This is a genomic window from Clostridium sp. HMP27, assembly GCF_000765165.1.
GTDB lineage: Bacteria > Bacillota > Clostridia > Clostridiales > Clostridiaceae > Clostridium_AK.
Genome location: NZ_JMFY01000016.1, coordinates 38,074 through 60,809, shown reverse-complemented (window position 1 = coordinate 60,809; position 22,736 = coordinate 38,074). Strand labels below are relative to the sequence as shown.

At 32.1% G+C, this 22,736-nt stretch carries 20 protein-coding genes and 1 pseudogene; 17 read left to right on the top strand and 4 right to left on the bottom strand.

Annotated features, from left to right (window positions below; genetic code table 11):
* From DP68_RS07750 to DP68_RS07705, 10 genes and pseudogenes are all read left to right on the top strand, one after another.
* Positions 1-555, top strand: a pseudogene (locus DP68_RS07750) (ornithine carbamoyltransferase); the annotation flags it as partial.
* Positions 556-660: 105 nt separating this feature from the next.
* Positions 661-1,608 (top strand): carbamate kinase, encoded by a 948-nt coding sequence (arcC, locus tag DP68_RS07745; RefSeq protein WP_035308140.1) that lies wholly within the window; start codon positions 661-663, stop codon positions 1,606-1,608.
* 69 nt (positions 1,609-1,677) lie between these two features.
* Complete coding sequence (locus DP68_RS07740; protein ID WP_291547920.1) at positions 1,678-2,706, top strand: molybdopterin-binding protein; 1,029 nt, start codon at positions 1,678-1,680, stop codon at positions 2,704-2,706.
* Positions 2,707-2,721: 15 nt separating this feature from the next.
* Positions 2,722-3,210 carry a MogA/MoaB family molybdenum cofactor biosynthesis protein gene (locus DP68_RS07735; protein ID WP_035308157.1) on the top strand — a complete coding sequence of 163 codons (489 nt, stop codon included), beginning with the start codon at positions 2,722-2,724 and terminating at the stop codon, positions 3,208-3,210.
* A gap of 22 nt (positions 3,211-3,232) precedes the next feature.
* Entirely contained in the window at positions 3,233-4,195 is a 963-nt protein-coding gene (moaA, locus tag DP68_RS07730) for a GTP 3',8-cyclase MoaA (protein ID WP_035308137.1), read from the top strand.
* A gap of 2 nt (positions 4,196-4,197) precedes the next feature.
* Complete coding sequence (moaC, locus tag DP68_RS07725) at positions 4,198-4,680, top strand: cyclic pyranopterin monophosphate synthase MoaC (RefSeq protein WP_035308136.1); 483 nt, start codon at positions 4,198-4,200, stop codon at positions 4,678-4,680.
* A 206-nt stretch (positions 4,681-4,886) separates the two neighbouring features.
* A complete protein-coding gene (locus tag DP68_RS07720) occupies positions 4,887-5,522 on the top strand; it encodes an HDIG domain-containing metalloprotein (RefSeq protein WP_291547918.1) in 636 nt (211 codons plus the stop codon).
* Positions 5,523-5,642: 120 nt separating this feature from the next.
* Positions 5,643-5,867 carry a helix-turn-helix transcriptional regulator gene (locus tag DP68_RS07715; protein WP_035308132.1) on the top strand — a complete coding sequence of 75 codons (225 nt, stop codon included), beginning with the start codon at positions 5,643-5,645 and terminating at the stop codon, positions 5,865-5,867.
* Positions 5,868-5,980: 113 nt separating this feature from the next.
* Entirely contained in the window at positions 5,981-6,502 is a 522-nt protein-coding gene (locus tag DP68_RS07710) for a peptidylprolyl isomerase (protein ID WP_035308124.1), read from the top strand.
* A 220-nt stretch (positions 6,503-6,722) separates the two neighbouring features.
* The gene (locus DP68_RS07705; protein WP_035308122.1) at positions 6,723-7,169 is read left to right on the top strand and encodes a helix-turn-helix transcriptional regulator; all 447 of its coding nucleotides are present in this window, start codon (positions 6,723-6,725) and stop codon (positions 7,167-7,169) included.
* A gap of 246 nt (positions 7,170-7,415) precedes the next feature.
* On the opposite strand, the gene DP68_RS07700 is transcribed toward DP68_RS07705, so the two are convergent.
* The 3 genes from DP68_RS07700 to DP68_RS07690 all read right to left on the bottom strand — a co-directional run bounded on the left by DP68_RS07700 (position 7,416) and on the right by DP68_RS07690 (position 11,496).
* Positions 7,416-8,372, bottom strand: a complete 957-nt coding sequence (locus DP68_RS07700) for a DUF523 and DUF1722 domain-containing protein (protein WP_035308119.1) — start codon at positions 8,370-8,372, stop codon at positions 7,416-7,418.
* 46 nt (positions 8,373-8,418) lie between these two features.
* Positions 8,419-10,350, bottom strand: coding sequence for an NAD(+) synthase (locus DP68_RS07695; RefSeq protein ID WP_035308118.1), 1,932 nt, complete (start codon positions 10,348-10,350; stop codon positions 8,419-8,421).
* A gap of 198 nt (positions 10,351-10,548) precedes the next feature.
* Positions 10,549-11,496 carry a LysR family transcriptional regulator gene (locus DP68_RS07690; RefSeq protein WP_035308116.1) on the bottom strand — a complete coding sequence of 316 codons (948 nt, stop codon included), beginning with the start codon at positions 11,494-11,496 and terminating at the stop codon, positions 10,549-10,551.
* Between the two features lie 119 nt (positions 11,497-11,615).
* Here DP68_RS07690 and DP68_RS07685 point away from each other — a divergent pair, with 119 nt between their 5' ends.
* The 6 genes from DP68_RS07685 (at position 11,616) to DP68_RS07660 (ending at position 19,258) form a co-directional block, all read left to right on the top strand.
* A complete protein-coding gene (locus tag DP68_RS07685; protein WP_035308113.1) occupies positions 11,616-12,386 on the top strand; it encodes a TSUP family transporter in 771 nt (256 codons plus the stop codon).
* 339 nt (positions 12,387-12,725) lie between these two features.
* Positions 12,726-13,157, top strand: coding sequence for an NfeD family protein (locus DP68_RS07680; RefSeq protein WP_035308112.1), 432 nt, complete (start codon positions 12,726-12,728; stop codon positions 13,155-13,157).
* A gap of 12 nt (positions 13,158-13,169) precedes the next feature.
* Positions 13,170-14,114 carry an SPFH domain-containing protein gene (locus DP68_RS07675; protein ID WP_035308109.1) on the top strand — a complete coding sequence of 315 codons (945 nt, stop codon included), beginning with the start codon at positions 13,170-13,172 and terminating at the stop codon, positions 14,112-14,114.
* A 337-nt stretch (positions 14,115-14,451) separates the two neighbouring features.
* A complete protein-coding gene (locus DP68_RS07670; RefSeq protein ID WP_035308105.1) occupies positions 14,452-17,529 on the top strand; it encodes an efflux RND transporter permease subunit in 3,078 nt (1,025 codons plus the stop codon).
* The gene (locus tag DP68_RS07665; RefSeq protein ID WP_035308103.1) at positions 17,519-18,772 is read left to right on the top strand and encodes an efflux RND transporter periplasmic adaptor subunit; all 1,254 of its coding nucleotides are present in this window, start codon (positions 17,519-17,521) and stop codon (positions 18,770-18,772) included. The genes DP68_RS07670 and DP68_RS07665 overlap by 11 nt, the downstream gene beginning before the upstream one ends.
* A gap of 45 nt (positions 18,773-18,817) precedes the next feature.
* A complete protein-coding gene (locus DP68_RS07660; protein ID WP_035308101.1) occupies positions 18,818-19,258 on the top strand; it encodes a MarR family transcriptional regulator in 441 nt (146 codons plus the stop codon).
* Positions 19,259-19,392: 134 nt separating this feature from the next.
* On the opposite strand, the gene DP68_RS07655 is transcribed toward DP68_RS07660, so the two are convergent.
* Positions 19,393-20,973, bottom strand: coding sequence for a ClC family H(+)/Cl(-) exchange transporter (locus DP68_RS07655; RefSeq protein ID WP_035308100.1), 1,581 nt, complete (start codon positions 20,971-20,973; stop codon positions 19,393-19,395).
* Positions 20,974-21,200: 227 nt separating this feature from the next.
* Here DP68_RS07655 and DP68_RS07650 point away from each other — a divergent pair, with 227 nt between their 5' ends.
* Positions 21,201-22,637, top strand: coding sequence for a glycosyltransferase family 4 protein (locus DP68_RS07650; protein WP_081957123.1), 1,437 nt, complete (start codon positions 21,201-21,203; stop codon positions 22,635-22,637).
* Positions 22,638-22,736: the final 99 nt, after the last annotated feature.

Below are 22,736 nucleotides of genomic sequence, written 5' to 3'. Positions count from 1 at the left end.
TTAGCAGATCTTATGACCATGGAGGAGAAGTTTGAAAATACTAAAAAGCTAAAGGTATCAATAATTTGGGCATATGCAACAACACACAAAAAACCAATATCTGTGCCAGTAAGTCAAGTGTTGCTGTTCCCAAGGTTTGGAATGGACGTAACTCTTGCATATCCAAAGGGATATGAATTACCAGATTGGGTAATAGAAAAGGCAAAAGTTTATGCAGCACAATATGGTGGCAGCGTAACACTTACTAATAACATGGAAGAAGCATATAAGGATGCAGATGTAGTAATACCAAAGAATTGGGGGAATTGGGTAACAAATCAAAGTAAAGATGTTATAGATGACCTGCTTGAAGCAAACAAAGCATGGAAATGTACAGAGGAAATGATGGCACTTACAAAACCAAATAGCATATATATGCATGCATTACCAGCAGATAGAAAAAATGAAGTTGTGGATTCAGTAATAGATGGACCGCACTCTGTAATATATGATGAGGCAGAAAATAGAATTCATACAGCTAAAGCTGTAATGACACTTTTGATGGGTGGAAAATAGAATCTTGATTTTTAGTAGTAATTTTCTTTGTAAAGTCATAAATAAAATGAAAATTACTACTAAAACTTTCTTTGAATTGTATAGTTAAAATAAAGGGGGATCTTTATGAAAATTGTTATAGCACTTGGTGGAAATGCACTTCAGGCAAATCCAAAGGATTTAACATCAGAGGCACAGCTTTTTACAAGTAGAGAAACAGCTAAGTCACTGGTTGATTTAATTGAAGAAGGGCATACTGTAGCAATTGTACATGGCAATGGACCACAAGTTGGACAAATAATGAATACTCTAGAAACTGCAAACAAAGTATCAGGGTCACAAATTCCTGTTATGCCTTTTGATGTTTGTGGAGCCTTTTCCCAAGGATATATTGGATATCACTTGCAAAAGAGTATAGAAGAAGAATTGAAAAGAAGAGGAATAAAAAAGCCTGTAGGAACGGTTATAACCCAGATGCTAGTAGATAAAGAGGATTCTGGTTTTAAAAATCCAACCAAACCTATAGGTTCTTTTTATAGTAAAGAGGAAGCAGAAAAGCTTATGAAAGAAAAAGGATATATGATGAAAGAGGATGCAGGTAGAGGATGGAGAAGGGTTGTTGCATCCCCAAAGCCAATTGATATAGTTGAAAAAGAAATTATTCATACCATGATAAGTTCAGGTATGATTACAATATCCTGCGGGGGTGGCGGAATACCTGTAATATATGAAGAAGACAGGATAGAAGGAATTGCTGCTGTAATAGATAAGGATTTTGCAGCAGAAAAGTTGGCTGAAGTAATAGATGCAGACATACTTTTAATATTAACTGCAGTAGATAAGATTTGTGTAAATTATAATAAATTTAATCAAAAGGAAATTTCAAATATAAATATAGATAAATTAAATGAATATATAGAAGAAGGTCAATTTGCACCAGGAAGTATGCTACCTAAAGTAGAGGCAGCTAAAAAATTTGTGCAATTTGATAAGAATAAAATAGCTATAATAGCATCATTAAGCAAAGCAATGGAAGCATTGAATGAAACAAGTGGCACAAGAATAGTCAGATAATTCAGTTGAGAAATTTCTTTATAAAGGATATAATACTATTGAGTAACAAATGCGTATATATATGGGGGTATGGATGTGAAACAAGTCAAAGTTGAAGATGCTATAGGAATGATAGTTGGACATGATTTGACTAAAATTGTACCGGGAGAATTCAAAGGAGCTGCATTTAAAAAAGGACATATAATTAAAAAAGAAGATATACCCATGTTGAAAAGCATGGGTAAAAATCATATAAATGTTGTAGAAATAAATGAGGGAGAGCTTCATGAAAATGAAGCAGCAGAAAGAATAGTACAGTCGGTAGCAGGAGAAGAATTATATTACGGAGATGCTAAGGAAGGTAAGATTGAGCTAAAGGCTAAGAATAGAGGCATCGTAAAGGTTAACATAGAAGCATTAAAAGAAATAAATAGCATAGAGCAAATAATAGTAGCTACTCTTCATAATAATACTTTGGTAGAAAAGGATCAAGCTGTAGGAGCTACAAGGACTATTCCTCTTGTAATAAAAGAGGACAAGATAGTACAGGTTGAACAAATTGGAAGATTAAATAACAAAGATATAGTAAATATAAAGCCTCTTAAAGCTTTGAAAATTGGAGTGGTAGTTACAGGGACTGAAGTATTTGAGGGAGTGATTAAAGACAGATTTGCACCAGTGTTAGTTGATAAAGTAAAGGGATATGGAAGCATTCTTATTGATTTGGTATATGCTCCAGATAATAGGGAAGTAATAAAAAATGAAATAGAAAAATTAATTAAAAATGGAGCAGAGGTAGTGCTTGTATCTGGCGGAATGTCTGTAGATGCGGATGATGTAACTCCTCTGGCAATAGAAGATGCAGCAACAGAAGTGATATCCTATGGAGTACCTGCTCTTCCGGGAAACATGCTTATGATTGCATATAGAGGGGAGTGTGCCATATTTGGAATACCAGGAGCTGCAATGTACTTTAAAACTACTACTTTAGATATTCTTCTCCCAAGAGTACTAGCAGGGGAAAAAATAAGGAGAGAAGAGATAGTAGAATTAGGGCATGGTGGTTATTGTCCAATGTGTAAAGACTGTACATATCCAAATTGCCACTTTGGAAAGTAAGAAATGGGGGTACAAATAATGAGGGCTGGGATAATTACTGTAAGCGATAAAGGAGCAAGAGGAGAAAGAGAAGACATAACAGGAAAAGTTTTAAAAGAAATGCTTATTAAAGAAGAGTATGACGTATGCTATTATAATATAGTTCCAGATGAAATTGATCAAATAAGTAATGAAATAGTAAACTGTTGCTATGAATTAGATATAGATTTACTGCTTACAAATGGAGGGACAGGCTTTGCTAAAAGGGATGTAACTCCAGAAGCTACATTAAAAGTTATTGATAAGGAAGTTCCAGGAATTCCAGAAGCTATGAGAATGGAAAGTCTTAAGATAACTCCCAAAGCAATACTGACAAGAGGGATAGCTGGAATAAGAGGAAATACTCTTATAATAAATTTACCAGGAAGTCCCAAAGGTGCATCGGAAAGTTTACAGGTAGTACTCCCAGCATTAAAACATGGGATAGAAATTTTAAAAGGTGAAGCAAGTGAATGTGCTAGATGATAACTAGGCAAGGGGGATAGGTATGATAGATAAGCATGGGAGAAGAATAAATTATTTAAGAGTTTCATTAACAGATAAGTGCAATTTAAGATGCATATATTGTATGCCTGAAATATGTCTAAAATCAAATAAAGAACCCCCCCCACAGCTTAAAATTAATAATGTAATTAAGATGATAAATGCTGTTTCAAAGCTTGGAATAGAAAAGATAAGATATACGGGTGGAGAACCACTTGTTGTGAAAAATATAGATAAACTTATATATGAAACGCATAAAATAAATGGAATAAAAGATATAGCACTAACTACAAATGGAATATTTTTAGAAGAGATGATTTATGACCTGAAAGTTGCAGGGTTAAACCAAATAAACATAAGTCTAGATACATTAAAAAGTGATAAATATAAAAAAATAACTCGTGGTGGAGAATTAAATAAGGTATTTAAAGCTTTAGAAAAATCTTTAGGTCTTGGCTTTAAAGCCGTTAAAATAAATACAGTGCTTTTAAAAGGAATTAATGATGATGAAATAAGAGATTTCATCAACTTAACAAAAGAGTATCCAATTCATGTACGGTTTATAGAGCTTATGCCATTAGGAGAGGGTATTAAATATTATGATAAGTTTTCTATGACGTCAAGAGAAGTTTTACAAAGGTTTCCTGAGCTTATACAAGAAAAAAGGAATGAAGTTTCTACTGCAGAGCTATATACATTAAAAAATGCAATTGGAAAGGTAGGATTTATAAGTCCACTAAGCTGTAAGTTTTGCGATAGTTGTAATAAGATAAGGTTAACATCAGAGGGGAAAATAAAGCCTTGTCTTCATTCAGATGAGGAAATAGATATAATGCCATATTTAGATAATGAAAAAGAGCTTTTAAGTAGAATAGGATATTCAATAATGGAAAAACCAAAGGAGCATCATATTGAAGAAGTACATAAAACAAATACACATAGAATGATGTTTCAAATAGGAGGATAACTATGCATAAGGATAAACTTACACATATAAATGAGCAGGGAAGAGCAAGAATGGTAGATGTAAGTTCTAAGGAGTTTACTGAAAGAGAAGCAGTAGCTTATGCATGCATTTATATGAAAAGTGAAACGTTAATGAGAATAAAAGAAGGCAGTATAAAAAAGGGCGATGTACTTTCTGTATCTCAAGTGGGTGGAATAATGGCATGCAAAAATACATGGAATATTATACCTATGTGTCATAGTATAAATCTATCTTCTTGTGATTTGAATTTTAATTTAGATGAGAAAAATAGTAAGGTTGATATATATGTAACCACTAAAACTATGGGACAAACCGGTGTGGAAATGGAAGCACTTACAGCAGCATCTGTGGCAGCGCTTACTATATATGATATGTGTAAAGCAATAGATAGAGAAATGACAATAACAGATGTAAAACTTTTAAAAAAAACTGGCGGAAAATCAGGAAGCTTTGTTAGAGAGTAAATTGAAGATTCTAGTATAAATTCTTTTAAATATAAGCAAATTAATAATGTACTTAATTATATTTAAAAGGAGTGATTTATATGGCAAAGAAAGGTATGACAAGACCAGCACCAGATAATATGCCAGGTAAAAGAGTTAAGAAAAGAAACAATAATGAACAAAACCAGGTTGTAGAAACAAAAAAATAATGAAGGATGAGTGTATATATGACTACTCATGAAATTTTTTTAGAAATTACTAAGCATCTTATGGAGGATGAAAAACCTTCTATATATTTAAATGAACTTGCAAAAAGAGAAGTGTTTAATGAATACCCTTTTAAACTACTTAAGGCTATGATAAAAACAGAGCAAAGCCCAACTCATCATCCTGAAGGCTCTGTGTGGAATCATACAATGATGGTAGTTGATGCTGCGGCAAAGGAAAAAAGTTTAAGTGAACACCCTAAAGTATTTATGTGGGGGGCACTTCTTCATGATATAGGTAAGCCACCAACTACTAAACTTAGAAAGGGTAGACTAACTTCCTATGATCATGATAAGGAAGGTAAAATGCTTGCAGAGGAATTTTTAAGATGTTTTACAAATGATGAAGATTTTATAGAAAAAGTAGTGGCATTTGTAAGATGGCATATGCAGCCATTATTTGTAGCTAAAAATTTACCCTTTGCAGATATAGATAAGATGTCTGAGGAAATTGATTTAGATGAAATAGCTCTGCTTTCTCTTTGTGATAGGCTTGGAAGAGGGGAAATGACAGAAGAAAAGATAGAAAAAGAAAAAAACCACGTAGAAGAGTTTAGGCATAAGGTTGAGGAAAAACTTGCTAAAGCATGCAAATAAGTAATAAAGTCCCTTGGCAATAAATACAATTAACTATAAAGCATAGGATTTTTTATAAATAAATGATATAATTGCTTTAGAGGATCTTATATAGTTACTATTTATATAAGGGGGCTTTATATGTTAGATGGAAAAAAGGTTAGAGAGTATAGGCTAAGGCTCGGATATACCGCAGCAGACGTGGAAATACTTACGAGAAACCCGAGATTTGAAACATCTATATCTAAATCTTATCTTGAGGAACTTGAGAGAGGAGATAAGAAAAACCCCAGTCTTCAGAAGATAGTGGTTTTAGCAAGTATACTTTGCTGTAAAGTAGATGATTTGTTATTACAGGCTTGTTAAGACTTTTAAAAACATATGTGTATAAAATAGGCGATGTTTAATTAAACATCGCCTTAAATGGCTAATGAAGGCTTTATATAAATAAGGCTTTGAAAATAAAGGAGGAATACATAATGACAAAGAATCCAATTGTTACTTTTACTATGGAAAATGGAGATGTAATGAAAGCTGAATTATATCCAGAGGTTGCACCAAATACAGTGAAGAATTTTATAAGTCTTATAAATAAAGGATTTTATAATGGACTTACATTTCACAGAATCATACCTGGATTTATGATACAGGGAGGATGTCCAGAGGGAACTGGAATGGGTGGTCCAGGATATGGTATAAAGGGAGAATTTAAGAGAAACGGCGTAAAAAATGATTTGAAGCATACAGAAGGTGTACTTTCAATGGCAAGAGCAGGACACCCTGATTCAGCTGGAAGTCAGTTCTTTATAATGGTAGCAGCAGCTCCACACTTAGATGGAGATTATGCAGCATTTGGAAAGCTAATAGAAGGAATGGACTTAGCAAAAATGATAGTTAAAGTTCCTGCAGATTACATGGATAAACCATTAGAACCACAGGTTATGAAAGAAGTAACTGTAGATACTTTTGGTGAACAATACGGGGAACCTGAAACACTTTAATATTTAATAATAAGTAATGAAAAAGCAATAAATGATGATTTTAGACTGTTAATAAGTATATTTTGTTAACAGTCTTTTTGTATTAATAAATTATTTTTATATGTGTTGGGATGTTAAGTTTAGTTGACAAATCTCCATCTTTAGTTGGTAGAAAGCAATTGGTATTTCAGATATACTGTTTCTACAAGGTAATTTTAAATAAAAAGGGTTGGTGAGTGTTATGTCATTAGGCGAAAAGTTATTAGATTTACGAAAGAAGGCAGGTTTATCACAGGAAGAGGTTGCTGATAAATTGGGTGTATCCAGACAGACAGTAAGCAAGTGGGAAACTGACCAAACAGTTCCTGAGTTAATTAAAGCAAAATTTATATGTCAATTATATAATGTAAGCTATGACTATCTTATTAGTGGAAGTCATACTGATAGTGATGTTACAAGCATAGAAATGATAGCTGATGAAATTGACTGGACAAGTGCGTGGAGTAAAAAGTACCCTATTTTGGGTTCCTATCAGGGTATACAAGGAATAAATGCCTATTATGAGAAGATAGCTAAGTTGTATGATGATTGTAAAAATGAGTTTAATTTAAACGATGTTGACACTGTTTTAGTTTTGAAAGATATCCTTTATCAAAAATATAAAATGTTAAAAAAGAAAACAGAGTAAAAAAATTTAGAGAAGCAAAATCCTTCTTAGGAATTAGTATTAAAGTAAAAGGAATTTTGGCCAAAGCTAAATTCCTAATTTTGGAGGTTAAAGTGATATTTTTAATGTTGAACATATAGTATGGGATTTGCATTATAGAAAGCATTGAATAAGCTTTAGATATTAGCCGTTTTTAGCGAGATGAATGCTTTCCTAAATGCAAATCCCATTCTAAAGGGGTTCAACATTATCTTAAAATGCCACAATTTATTTACCTGAATCGCTTATATCTATAAGATCTTCAGGATAAGAGTTAAATATGGTTTGAGATAAAAGATAATCTTCTTTAAATTGTATAGCATAGGATTTTAAAAGGTGCAGTGGAACGCTTAAAGGTACCTTTTTACTACGATATTCTTCAAAGGTATTTAATAAAAAATCCTTTTCTTTGGCAGATAAGTCCTTTGAAAAGTATCCGAAAATATGCTGAAGTGCATTAATTATAGAGGTATAACGTGGAGGATTTGAAAAAACCATTCCAAGATAATACTCATATTCTTTAATTACTTCATCAAAGTTTTTTCTTTCGTGATTAGCAACAATTTTACCTAGGGTCTTTTGGTGAGTTTGATGATAAGCCATAAGCAAATACTTGTTATCACTTTGAAATTTTACAAGCTCAGCCATGGAACCCAAGGCCTTTACCTTTTGAAAATTGAATAATGTGAATAATTTTGTTAAAAAATGTTCACGTAATCTAAAGTTTTTAAGCCTTCCTTCATCTTCAATAGCTTTAAAAGGGTATTTTTCAGTAACGGATTTTGCAAAGAAGCCAATGCCTTTTTTAGAACCAGTAGCTTTTTCTTTCCCAAGATATACTTTCACATCTTTAATTCCACAGGAAGGAGAGCGGCCTTTTAAAATAAATCCATCTACTTCAGTCAAAGAGGATAAAAATTCATTAGAAAAAAGGTTCATTTCCTCTGTAAGCTCTTTACCAGTAGCAGGTTGATAAAGTATATATTCACTATTTTCTAAAACCACTCTAATAGTTTCACGAGGAATTCCAAGTTTAATTTCAACTTCAGGACATACAGTTATAAAATTTACAAAGGGCTCTAATTTTTTTACAAAATCATCATGGGTTCCTTGACCGTCATATCTACAATTGGCAAAGCCAAGACATTTACTAACTACAACTGTAGGTTTTAAACTATTCTCCATAATATTAATCTCCTTATTTATAAGGTGAAAATTTATATAGATTTTTTTATATTAAAAATGAGGCGTTGCTTGCATCTGATGGCATCCTTAAATCTCCTCTAGGGGATAGACTTATAGTTCCAACCTTTGGACCATCAGGTAGTGCTGAACGTTTAAATTGTTGAGAGAAAAATCTCTTAATAAATATTTGAAGCCATTTTTTTACTTCATCCTTAGAGTAATCTTCTTCAAAGGCTTTTTCACTTAAGAATAAAATTTTTTCCGGTGCAGCACCCTTCATAAAGTGATACAAGAAGAAGTCATGTAGTTCATAAGGTCCTACTATATCTTCTGTTTTTTGTGTTATTTCACCTTTAGAATCCTTTGGCAAAAGTTCAGGGCTTACAGGGGTATCTAGTATATCTAAAAGGATTGCTGAAATATCTGCTGAAACTTCATTTTCGGCCACATATCTAACTAAATATCTAACCAAAGTCTTTGGTATAGAGCAGTTTACAGAATACATAGACATATGATCTCCGTTATAAGTTGCCCAGCCTAGTGCAAGCTCTGATAAATCTCCTGTGCCTATGACAAGACCGCTTTCTTTATTTGCTATATCCATAAGAATTTGAGTTCGTTCCCTTGCTTGAACATTTTCATAAGTAACATCATGAATATCTGAAGCATGACCAATATCATCAAAATGTTGAAGTGAGGATTTTACTATATTTATTTCTCTAAAATCTGTGCCTAATTTTTTGCATAAATCTACTGCATTATTATAAGTTCTATCAGTAGTCCCAAAGCCGGGCATAGTTATTGTAACTATATTTTTTCTATCAATATTAAGCATCTCGTAAGTTTTAAGTATAACTAAAAGTGCAAGAGTTGAGTCTAGTCCTCCTGAAATTCCTACAACAGATTTTTTTAGTCCAGTATGAGAAATTCTTTTAGCTAAAGCAGAAGCTTGAATATTAAATATTTCCTTACATCTTTCTATTCTCTCACTTAAATTAGAAGGAACAAAAGGATGTTTATTTATGTATCTTTTAAAGTTTATAATTTTATTAGACAAATACTGGAATTCTATTTCGCGAACTTTTGATATGGAAGTTTTAGAACCATCTCTAAAGCTCATATTTCTTATTCTATCATTCATAAGTTTTTCTACATCAACAGTAGATACTATGATTTCATTTCCTCTTTGGAATCTATCATTTTCCTTAAGCAAAGCTCCATTTTCAGAGATTAAAAGATGCCCACTAAATAATAAATCAGTCGAGGACTCAAATACTCCAGAAGATGAGTATACATAAGCTGCCATGCATCTGGCACTTTGGGAATTAACAAGGTTTCTTCTGTAGGAAGCTTTACTTACTATTTCATTTGAAGCGGAAAGGTTTCCAATTATATTTGCCCCATTTAATGCAAGATAGCTGCTTGGGGGAATGGTAACCCAAATATCTTCGCAGATTTCAAATCCAAATTTAAATATTCCTGAATAAAATAATAAATCTGTTCCAAAGGGGACATCCTTTTGAAATGGGAGATTTACCATTTCATCTGTTATATTAAGTCCTTCAGTAAACCATCTTTTTTCATAAAACTCAGAGTAGTTTGGTATAAAGCTCTTTGGAATAACTCCTAAAACTTCCCCGTTAAATATTATAAAAGCACAGTTATACATGCAGTTCTTAATTATAAGGGGAGCGCCTACTGCAATTAGTATATCCTTAAGCTTTGAAAAATTACATAATTCCTTTAAAGCCTCCATGGAAGAGATGTATAATTTGCTGTTTAAAAATAAATCTCCACAGGTATAAGAAGTTATACAAAGTTCAGGAAATACTATAAGCTTTGATTTCGTATCTAAAGCTTTATCTATACATTCCTTTATATTTTTTAAATTAAAACTTATATCAGCCACATTCGTAATAGGACATGCAGCTGCAACGTTTATAAAATCCTTGGAAGGAGAATAAGTTGTATTAGTCATTGTTAAACCTCCAAACTTAACTAGTAACCAGTGACTAGTTACTAGTAATTATAATTAATAATGAATAAATGATAAATAAATAATAATTAATGTAAAAAAGTTAGCTGAAGGCCCACTTTTATTATATATAATAGTATAACTCATAGTTGGTAAATTTAACATAAACGGCATGAAAAATAATATCGTTTTATCAAGCTATTACATTGGGAAAAAAGATGTAATCGAATTTATAAATACGTCAACGCTTTTAGATAAATATCGATTCTTTTTTCGTATCAAAACCAGTTCTCTACTAGAAAGCTCCCCATCTAGTTTATAGAAGTAAACATCTTGATTAAAGTTCATATAGCGTACTAAAGAATCTCGTATAAATGCAATTCCAATACCTTTGCAAGCAATATGATAAGATGTCATTAATTGATCTAGATGCATTACTGCTTTTGGTACAAATCCAGCTTGCTGACAAAGTTTCATACCACGTGTATACATATCATTGCCTTTTTTAAGCATCACAAAGGGCTCATTTGCAAATTTATTTAACTGTACAGATGGAAAATCTGGTGACAGATGTTTATTCTTAGATATATCTTGAAAGGATAAGCGGTAGTTATTTAATTCATCGTTGATTTTATAGTCTTTTGGTACTGCTAAAATAATATTTTCCTTTCCAATTACGTGATTTTCAAATTGCTTTGTATCTAAATAACAGCATTCTATTCCTAAATCAATTGTTTCTTTCATCAGTTCTTCCTGTAAACCAAAGGAATTTACTTCAACCAAATCCACAGTTATGCCAGGATGCTGCTTTTTGAATTCTGCTATTATGTCAGGAAGCACAAAGGAGCAAAAGAAAGTTGCACCGCCAATAGAAATTTTTCCTGTTTTTAGCGTTGTTATATCCTGAAAGTACTCTTCAAGATTATTTTGGATGGCTTTAACTTGAAGTACAGCTTGTATATACATCTTGCCTGGCTCAGTTAAGTGTACTGGTGTTGTACTTCTATCAAACAAAGGAACACCTAATGATGTTTCTATTTTCTTAATATAAGCACTTAATGCTGGCTGACTGATATAAAGATTCTTTGCGGCTTTTGAAAAGCTGCCTTCCTTATAAACCTCGTAAACATAATCCATTCCTTGAAACATTTTGTTATCTCCTGTGTATAATTAAATTTGTATAATAATTATATAAATATATAAATTGGATTATATCATTCAGATGTGGTATTATCAAGTAAATGATATAATTTAAGGAGCTGATATTTATGGTTTCACTTTCAATTCCAGCACTACTTATGCTGTATTCTTTAGTTTTTATAGCTGGATTTATTGACTCTATTGCTGGCGGCGGTGGGTTAATTGCACTTCCTGCTTATCTAATTACTGGTATGCCCGTTCATATAGCTTATGGATGTAATAAGTTTTCTTCTGCTTGTGGGACTACCATTGCTACTATTAGATTTTTAAAGAACCGTTCAATAGATATTTATATTGCAGTGGTTGCTGCTGTAAGTTCGTTTATAGGTTCTGCCATAGCATCACAAATTGTATTAATCCTTGATGGAGAAATTTTAAAGAAGATGCTTGTTTTTATCATACCAATTGCAGCTGTTATTATTATATTTAATAGGAACTATGGACATGAAAATGCTTCTAAAGAGATTGGTAAAGCAAAAGGTTTTATTATAGCAGTACTAATAGGATTGCTTATTGGTTTTTATGATGGTTTAATTGGCCCTGGGACAGGCACCTTTGCTATTATTGCTTTTTCAGTTCTTATGAAATACGATTTAAAAACTGCCTCAGGTAATTCAAAACTTTTAAATCTTGCATCAAACTATGCATCTTTAGTAACATTTGTAATTGCAGGCACAATTAACTATAAAATAGCAATTCCAGCTGCTTTCTGCGGAATTTTAGGAAACTATCTTGGTGCAGGTTTTGCTATAAAAAAAGGAGCCAAGTTTATTCGCCCAACGATGGTAGCGGTGTTAGTTCTATTGTTAGTTAAAATGCTATCTGATGTATTTGTTTAAGGATGACTGTACAAAAATATATTCTTAATTATCTGTGTATTAAAAGAAGGTAGTCTAAATTTAGGTTGGACTACCTTCTTCTAGTCTTTACTTATTTAGAATGTAGAAGTTCTATAAATGAAGAATAAAATAGAATAGCTGTTGAAAATATATTAACAGGAATGATAAAATATTAGATTTGAACCGTTGAGGCTAAAAATGAGGTCGCAATTTTTATTCAATTGATGTATAATGATATTAATAAAATTATATAAATGAAGTTTTACGTGCGAATTTGTAAAAAAACAAAATTTTTTTACAAATTCCCTCGCAAGTAATTAGTAAAGGAGGGCAAATACTATGGGGACAACAGCAGCTGCAATAATGTGGGTAATTATAGGGGCAGTGGCGCTTACTGTGGACTTAACTACAAGCAGTTTGTTATTTGTATGGTTTACGGTGGGAAGCCTTTCAGCACTATTAGCACTAATACTGGGCTATTCATTTACAGTGCAAGTTATAGCTTTTATAGCTGTTAGCGTAGTATTCTTGGCTATAGGGTATCCTCTTGCAAAAGAAATTCTAAAGAAGTCTGTGGATAAAATTCCAACAATGGAAGCAGGATATATAGGAAGGGAATTTGTGGTTAACAATGACGTGATAGAAAGAGCTATGATTAAAGTTGACGGCGTTTACTGGACAGTTAAAAATGAAGGAGAACCTATAATTAAAGGTGGCAAAATTAGAGTAACTGCAACAGAGGGCAATAAACTAATAATAAAGAAGATATAGAGGAGGACAATTATGTTATTTGGAAAAATATTTTTTATTATTTTGCTTGTGATTTTACTATCAATGGTCATTTCGTCCATAAAGGTAGTTAACACAGGATATGTTTACATTCTTGAAAGATTTGGACAATTTTACAAGGTGCTTGAGCCAGGTTGGCATTTTACGATTCCATTTGTAGACTTTGTAAGAAAAAAGGTTTCTACAAAGCAACAGATATTAGACATTGAGCCACAAAGCGTTATTACCAGCGATAATGTTAAGATATCCATAGACAATGTTATATTTTACAAAGTTATGGATTCTAAGGATGCAGTATATAATATAGAAAATTATAAATCTGGTATAGTTTACTCAACTATTACAAATATGAGAAATATAGTTGGTAATATGAGTTTAGATGAAGTTTTATCAGGAAGAGATAAAATAAATAATGAGCTTTTAAAGGTAATAGATGAGATTACTGATGCTTATGGAATTAAAATATTGTCAGTTGAAATTAAAAATATAATCCCACCATCAGAAATTCAGCAGGCAATGGAAAAGCAGATGAGAGCAGAAAGAGATAAGAGAGCTACAATTCTTCAAGCAGAAGGTCAGAAGCAATCTGAAATTGCAAGAGCTGAAGGGGAAAAGCAGGCTAAAATTTTACAAGCAGAAGCAGAAAAAGAAGCAAATATTAGACGTGCAGAAGGTCTTCGTGAATCTCAGTTACTTGAGGCTGAAGGTAAAGCTAGAGCAATAGAAGCTATTGCAGAAGCTGAATCAAAGGCTATAGAAAAAGTTACTAAAGCAATTATAGAGTCAGGTACAAATGAAACAGTTATTGCTTTAAAACAGGTTGAAGCCTTACAAGAAATGGCTAAAAATCCAGCTAACAAGCTTATATTACCTAACGAAGCAGTTTCTTCACTTGGAAGTATAGCTGCAATTGCTGAAATGTTAAAGGATAAGAAATAAAACTTGATAAGTTTAAAGGAGTATGTGCTATAAAAGGCCGTACTCCTTTTTATTATTTGTTTTTATATATAATAAAATCAGTTAGATATTCATCAAATGTTATTAAAACATGAAACTTAACTACAAAATAGGTTTTCCTTTTAGAAGTACATTCTATATAAATGAAAAAATATCAATAGTTATTGATTAATGTAAAAAAAGCCATTGAATTCCACATGGGATAATATTATAATTTAGCATATGTTACCATTTAATACATGTTAAATATTAATATATGTTAAATACTAACATATATTAATATTTAACTATGGATAATTACTATACTAGGAGGATAAAAATGAAGATAACTGAAGTATCAGTAAAAAGACCAGCCGCAATGTGGATGGTAGTAATCTTGCTAATTGCACTTGGCGCTTTTGGCTATAAAAAAATGGGTGCAAATTTACTACCTTCTATGAATAATCCTATTATAACAGTCAGCACAATCTACAGCGGTGCTAGTGCTGACGATATTAAAAATGATATTATAAGGCCTATTGAGGATGCAGTATCAGGAATAAGCGGTCTTGATACTATTAATTCCTCGGCAAAAGAAGGATATGGTACTGTTACAGTAACCTTTAAATCCACCGCTAATTTGGAAACTGCATATCTAGATATGCAAAAGGCAGTTGAAAATGCTTCAGCACAACTTCCTGAAGATGCTAGCAAACCTACTATATTTAAGATGGATACTAATGCTATACCAGTTTTAGCAATTTCTCTAAATGGAAATGTAAGCTATGATGAACTTTATAATGAATCAGATATCTTAAAACAGAAGTTAGAGAAATTACCTGGCGTTGGAAACGTGAGCTTAATGGGTAGTGATAAAAAGCAGTTAATGATAAAACTTGATAAAACTGCTATGGAGTATTATGGTATAAGTATTAATACCATAATGGGAAAATTAAAATCAGTTAACCTAAATGTGCCTGCTGGTGAAATTAAACAGGACAAGTTAGACCAATCTGTTAGAGTTATTGGTCAATTTCAAAGCATAGAGGATGTTAAGAATATGCTAGTGCCTACATCAAATGGGGGAATGGTACGCCTAGGTGAAATTTCACAAATAAACTTGGAAGCTCCAGATGCAACTTCACTAATAAGATTTAATGGTAATAAAACTACTGCAGTTGTTGTTGGAAAGCAAAGTGATGCAAATGTAGTAGAAGTAGCAAATAGTGTGAAAAAAGAATTAGAATCAATTAAAAACAATATTCCAGATGGAATTAAGGTTGATATTGCATTTGATACTACTACATTTATTACTTCTTCATTAAAACAAGTGCAACATAATCTTATAGAAGGAATTATAACTACTGCAATTGTGCTTTACTTATTCTTCCGTAGTTTTCGTTCTTCTTTAGTTGTTTTAGTGGCTATACCTACATCCCTTATAGCTACCTTCTTTATGATGTACAAGCTTCACTTTACACTTAATATGATGTCTCTTATGGGAATGTCGTTGGTTGTAGGTACTCTAGTAGATGACTCTATAGTTGTAATAGAAAGTATTCAAAGACATCTAGGATTAGGTAAGAACCCTATGGTAGCGGCTATTGATGGACGTGATGAAGTTGGAATGGCTGCTGTAGCTATAAGTCTTTGTGACATAGTTGTATTTGCTCCTATTTCCCTTATGTCTGGTATGATAGGACAGCTATTTAGAGAATTTGGACTGACAATAGTTGTAGCTACAATATTTTCACTTTTAGTATCATTTACAGTTACACCAATGCTTTCATCTCGCATACTAAAGAGAGAAAATAAAGAAAATGAAATTAAAAAGGATGGATTTTACAACAAATTTTTAGAAAAATATAAGAGCACTCTTATGTGGTCCCTAGAAAATAGGGGAAAAGTTTTATCATCTGTTATTATATGTATTGTACTCAGCGTGGCTCTTATTCCGATGGGAATATTAAAGTCTGAGTTTATACCTACAGCTGACCAAGGCAGTTTTACAATTAATCTGAATCTTACTCCAGGTTCAACCTTAAAGCAAACGGATGAAAAAATTACTGAAGTTGAAAAATACTTAAAGGATATGAAAGAAGTAAAAAGTTATTTTTCAATAGTTGGATCAAGCAGCTCAGGAAGTAATGACAAGGCTTCAGCTGAAATTATGGTTAATCTAGTTACTAAAAATGAACGTAAAAAAACTCAGTCAGAGCTTGCATTACAAGTGCGTGACTTTGGTAAAAAAATGACTGGAGTAGATTTTACTGTAACAGAATCTCAGTCTGGTGGTGGAAGCAGTAAGCCTGTTTCTATTAGTATAAAAGGAAATGACCAAGAGACTCTAGAAGCTTTAGCAAAAGAAGTTGAAAAGATGGTAAGAACAGTACCTGGAGTTATTGATATAAGTAATTCCTCCAGTATAAAAAGCACTGAACTAAGGGTAAATATAGATAGTCTAGCAGCCGCACAATATGGTATTGCTACATCAGATATAGGAATTTCTATCAGAACTGCTTTAGCAGGTACTAAAACAGGGGTTTATAGAGCAAATAATGAAGAAAATGATATAACACTTAAATTTATGGATGGTCAAATAAGAAATGCTGAAGACATTAAAGCTATAAAAGTTTCAAATCAATCTGGACAACAGATACCATTAAGTCAAATTGCCTCAGTTGTAAAAGTAGACAGTCAGCCATCCTTATCTAGAGAAGATAAACAAGATATTGTAACTATAACAGCAAACCTGCAAGGTAGAGTTCTTGGAGATGTAACTAAGGATATAAAAGCTAAATTAGCCCATCTATCTTTACCTACAGGTTATAGCATAAATTATGGTGGAACTCAAAAGAATATGGCAGAATCATTTAGTTCTCTTGGATTAGCTCTAGGAGCGTCATTAGTTCTTGTTTATATGATATTAGTAGTACTTTATGAGTCCTTCTTAACTCCAGCTATAAGAATGGTATCTTTGCCTTGTGCTATAATAGGTGCCTTTGGTTTATTAGCGGTAACAGGACAAACTTTAAATTTAATGTCAATGATCGGACTTATAATGCTTGAAGGGTTATCATCTAAAAATGGTACCTTATTAATAGACTATACAAACACATTAACAAAAAAGGGTATGAGTTTAAAAGATGCTCTTATTGAGTCTGGTATTACTAGATTAAGACCTATCATAATGACAAGTGCAACAATGATAGTTTCAATGCTTCCTGTTGCATTATCTATGGGTGAAGGAAGTGAATTAAAACAAAGTATGGCTATAGTAATAATTGGTGGTATGGTAGCATCAACTATACTTTCCCCAATAGTAATACCAGTAGTTTATACTTTAATGGATGACTTAACTAAATCTTTATTTAAGAAAAAAAGAAAGGACAAGGGGGTTATGCAATATGAAGTTTAATATTTTGAATAAAAAAAACTTGATAATAGGTGTAGTATTAATACTTGCTATTACTGGATGTGTATCCATTTTTGGCAAAAACAAAAAAGTAGAAGTAATGCAGCAAGATGTTAAAAATGTAAAGGTAAAAAAAATAGCTATTGGTTCAATATCCAATGAAGTAGAATATGCAAGTAAATTAAATCCTGTACAGGAGGTAACAATTTTTCCTAAAACTGGAGGAAAGGTTGCTAGTGTAAATGTAGATATAGGTGATAAGGTTACAGCAGGGCAAGTATTATTTACGTTAGATACAGCTGAGCTTCAAGCACAACTTCAAGCTCAGCAGGCAGCCTTAACAGCTTCAAATGCTAACTTAGCTAGAACAAGTGATTCTGGGCTTCAACAACAAATAACAGCTTCAGAGCAGGCAGTCAATAAATCTCAGCTAGCTTATAATGATGCTAAAGGTAACTATGATAAGATGCAAAAATTATATGATGCGGGAGTTATATCTAAACAAGAGCTAGATAATGTAAAGCTAAGGTATGATAACTCATCTTTGGATTTAAAGTCTGCTCAAGACAACTTAAATCTTTTAACAGAAAAGTCCGGTCCTCAATCTATACAAGCAGCATCAGCACAGGTTGCACAAGCTCAAGCAGGAGTAAATGCTGTACAAATTCAATTAAATAATGCTTCCATCACTTCATCTATTGCTGGAGTGGTATCCGCTAAAGATGTTAAGGTAGGTCAACTTGCTGGAGGTCAATCTGGTTCAGTTACTATAATAGATAGCAGTAGCTTTATTGCAGAGGTAAGTGTACCTGATAAGGTGGTTGGAAAAATTAAGATTGGGCAGTCAGTACAAGTAAGTGTAAGTGCATTAGATAATAAAAAAGTAACTGGAGTAATAAACAAAATTAGCCCTAATTCTAATTCTAAAGATAACTCTTATACTGTAAAAGTAAAGATTGACAATTCAACTGCCGAACTTAGAGCAGGGATGTTTGCAAGGGTGTCATTACCATCTGAAAAGAAAGATAAGATATTAACAGTCTCAAATGAGGCGATTAAAATGGAGAACAATGTAAACTACCTTTATGTAGCGGATAGTGGAAAAGTTAAAAAAGTATCTGTTAATACTGGTATTTCAAATGAAAAGGTTACAGAGATAAGTGGAAATATAAAAGCAGGTATGGAAGTAATTGTGGAAGGCCAAAATTTATTAAGTAGTGGAGACAAGATTAACGTAGTTAAATAAGTTTTTTGACTATTATTTTAAATCTAAGTATTAGAGGGATGATATATGGGTATAGAAACAGTAGATATTTTAGCTGAAAAATTACTTGCTATTGGTCCAATTATGGCTAAAAAAATAATTCGAGTTGAGATGAACTCTAACGAGACAATACCTATAAATCAACTAATGGTATTAGGAACACTTCATGAATATGGAAGTTTGTCTATTTCTGAAATATGCAAGAAGCTCGTTATTTCCAAACCTCAAATGACAATTATTGTGGATAAATTAGCAAAGAGTGAACTTGTTTGTAGAATTTATAATAATAAGGATAGAAGAACTATAAATATTAATCTTACTGAAAAGGGTAATGAATATTGTAAAAACTTATTAGAGGCATTTAAGAAGGATCTAAGACATAAGCTTATAACTTTATCCAAACAGGATTTAACAACATTATTAAATTCAGTGCAAATTACAGAGAGTATACTAAAACGGTTAGAATAAGTTATAATAAACGGCAGTAATATAACAAGTAATACACACTAGTTATATTACTGCTGTTTATTCATTCATCAATGTTACCCAGTTTCTTGTAAATTGTCAGCCCAAACTTCTAGTTCAGTTATTTTAATCATAATTTATATACCAGGCTGTCCACTTATTTTTAATAATTCTTCGTTAGTTAATGCTGCTTTATTTTCATTTACTAGTACAAGCAAGTAGTCCCCAGAATGTATTGTAGTGGATCCATTTGGAATAATTTCTTTTTCACCACGTCTAATACCCACAAGCAAGCAATCCGATGGTAAATCTAAATCTTTGATTTCTTTTCCATCCATCTCACAATCTAAGCAAACAGGTACTTCTAAGATTAGCTTATCTTTACTATCCCCTGAAGTCTGTTCCCTTCCATTATTTTTAAGTAATCTATCCAATAGTGATTCATATATAGGTTCTGATTTTAATAAATCAGCTACTAAATAGGCAACTATAGATATAACACTTAAAGAGAGCAGATGAGAAAATGAACCAGTCATTTCTGTAATCAGTATGCTTCCTGTTATAGGAGCTCGTACAATAGCAGTAAAATATCCTGCCATGGCAAGTATTATAAAATTATTAACAAACTCAGGATTAAATCCAAAGAAATTTACTAATACATTTCCGTAAATGGCACCGGTTAAAGCCCCTAAGACTAATAGTGGAAAGAATATTCCACCGGGAGCTCCTGAACCATAGCTTATCATTGAAAATATAAACTTTCCTAATAAAATAATTAATAGCACTTTGATTGAAAAACTACCGTGAATTAATGACTCTATAATTGGGTGACCACCACCTAGAACCTCAGGAAGAATTAAAGCAAGTACTCCTGCGATTAAGAAAGGAATCATAGGCCTAAATTTTACAGAAAGCCACTTTTGTTTTGCATAAATATTTTGAGCCTTCAATAAAGTGTAATTATATATAACCCCAAAAACCCCCACGATAACTCCAAGAAGTATAATATATCCATAGCTTTCAAGGGGCATTGGTATAATATTTTCAAAGTTAAAAACAGGCTTTAAACCAAAAAAGTATTTTGAAATAAAATCTGCAGTTAAAGATGCAGACATGGCAGATAATAATATTAGGGGAGAAAAATGTTTATGAACTTCTTCAAGTGCAAACATTACTCCAGCTAGAGGAGCATTAAATGCAGCAGCTAGCCCAGCACTAGCACCACTGGTGATTAAGTATTTTTCTTCAATTTTAATTCTTTTAAAAACTCTGCTAACGCCTTGTCCTACAGCGGCTCCGAGTTGTATTGAAGGACCCTCGCGACCTAAGGATAAACCAGCTCCTATTGATATAACTCCGCCTATAAATTTTTTAACAACTACAGGTAACCAATTCATGCTAATTTTTCTCGTTAATATACCTTCTACTTGAGGTATACCACTTCCACTTATCATTGGTTCACTTTTTATAAGTAATCCAACTATGTAAGCAGCAATTATTAGAAATATAAACCATATACCTATAAGTTTAATATTTCCATTGAAATCTAAAATAAATTTTTGACGCAGCTCTTCAGCTTTTTCTAATGTGATTCTATAGAGAACAATTAAAAATCCCGACAAAATGCCTACAAAAATTCCTTCAATCATAAGTTTAAGTCTAAAGTTGTGAAAGTGGGATAAAGTTGAGTAGGTATCATTTTTAGTACACTTTTGCATATATTTTTAGCCTCCTATTCTATAAAATTTTAAATAACTCCTTTTAAGTATAGGCTTATATAGAGAAAGAATCAAATTTGTGGATAAGTTTATAAAGTAAAAAGATAAAAACTTAAAGGAAAATCAGTAAAAATTAAATATAAACATTGAAATAATGTTGGTAAAATTTTATAATTTTATTATAGTTATTTTCTAAATATTTACTGTATAGGATGGGAGTGGCAAAAATGAGAATATTAATGTTAAGCTGGGAGTACCCACCTAATAACATAGGGGGATTATCTAAACATGTATATAATTTGAGTCAAGAACTTAGCAAATTAAAACATGAGGTGCATGTTATAACTTGTGAAGAAGGTACATCATCATTACATGAAAAAGACAATGGTGTATGGGTTCATAGGGTTGCCCCTTATAATATTGATACCACAGATTTTGCAAAATGGGTAATGCATCTTAATTTTGCGATGATTGAAGAAGCTACAAGACTTATTAGAGAAGTTGGAAGATTTGATATAATACATGCTCATGATTGGCTTGCAACATATGCTGCAAAATCTTTGAAATGGTCATTTAACATCCCCCTTGTATGTACCATGCATGCTACAGAACAAGGAAGAAATAATGGGATAAAAACAGAACTGCAACGATATATATCAAATGCAGAATGGCTTTTAACTTACGAGTCATGGAAAACTATAGTATGTAATGAAAATATGAAAAATGAAGTAGTAGACTTGTTCAAAACTCCTGAGGAAAATATATGGACAATACCAAATGGAATAAGCACGGAAAAGTTTAATATGCCATTTGATGAGGAAGCGTTTAGAAGCAAATATGCATCGTCTGAGGAAAAGATTATATTATTCTTAGGAAAGCATTCTTATCAAAAGGGAATTCATCTTTTAATAGAGGCTATTCCAGAAGTTATTTCTTCATATTCTAAAGTTAAATTTTTAATAGTAGGAAAAGGACCAATGACAGAAGAGCTCCAGGATAGAATAAATTGCATGAATTTAGCACACAGGGTTATTTTCACTGGATATTTAGAAGAAGAGGAAAAGATCAAACTTTATAGAGTATCAGATATAGCGGTAGTTCCGTCTATATATGAACATTTTGGTACAACAGCATTAGAGGCAATGGCAGCTAATTGTGCAGTTCTAGCTTCTGACATAGGCGGACTTAGTGAAATAGTTGAGCATAAACAAAACGGATTAAAGTTTATTTGCGGAGTCAGAGAAAGTTTAAGAGATAATTTGTTAGAGATTTTAAATGATGAGAATTTAATAGAAAAGTTTAAGAAAAGTGGTAAGAAAGAAGTAGATAAGAGATATTCATGGTACAATAGTGCTAAAATCACAGAACACCTTTATAAAACTGTAATAAGTGAAGTTGAAGGAAGTGTCTGGGCAAGTTGGCCAGAAGAGGAAGAAAGAAAAAAATTACAAGAAAAACTTAAGAAGGAAAAAGAAAAAGTAGCAGAGCTTAAAAAGAAGCTTCAAGAATTAGAGGAGGTAAAAGCAGACAAAGCTAAAGAATGTGAAATTTCTAAAGCTCTTAAAACCCAAAAGACGAAAAAAGTTACAAAAACACCACGAAAAAAGAAGATAGCAGCTAAGGATATAGTTAAGGAAGAAACAGAAAAAATAATTAATACTTAATGATTGTTTTTTATATAAAACGCATAAAAGTCAGCTCACGCTGGCTTTTTAAGTTTAATTAGATACTTGAACAATGAAGGAGATAAGGTTAATATTTTA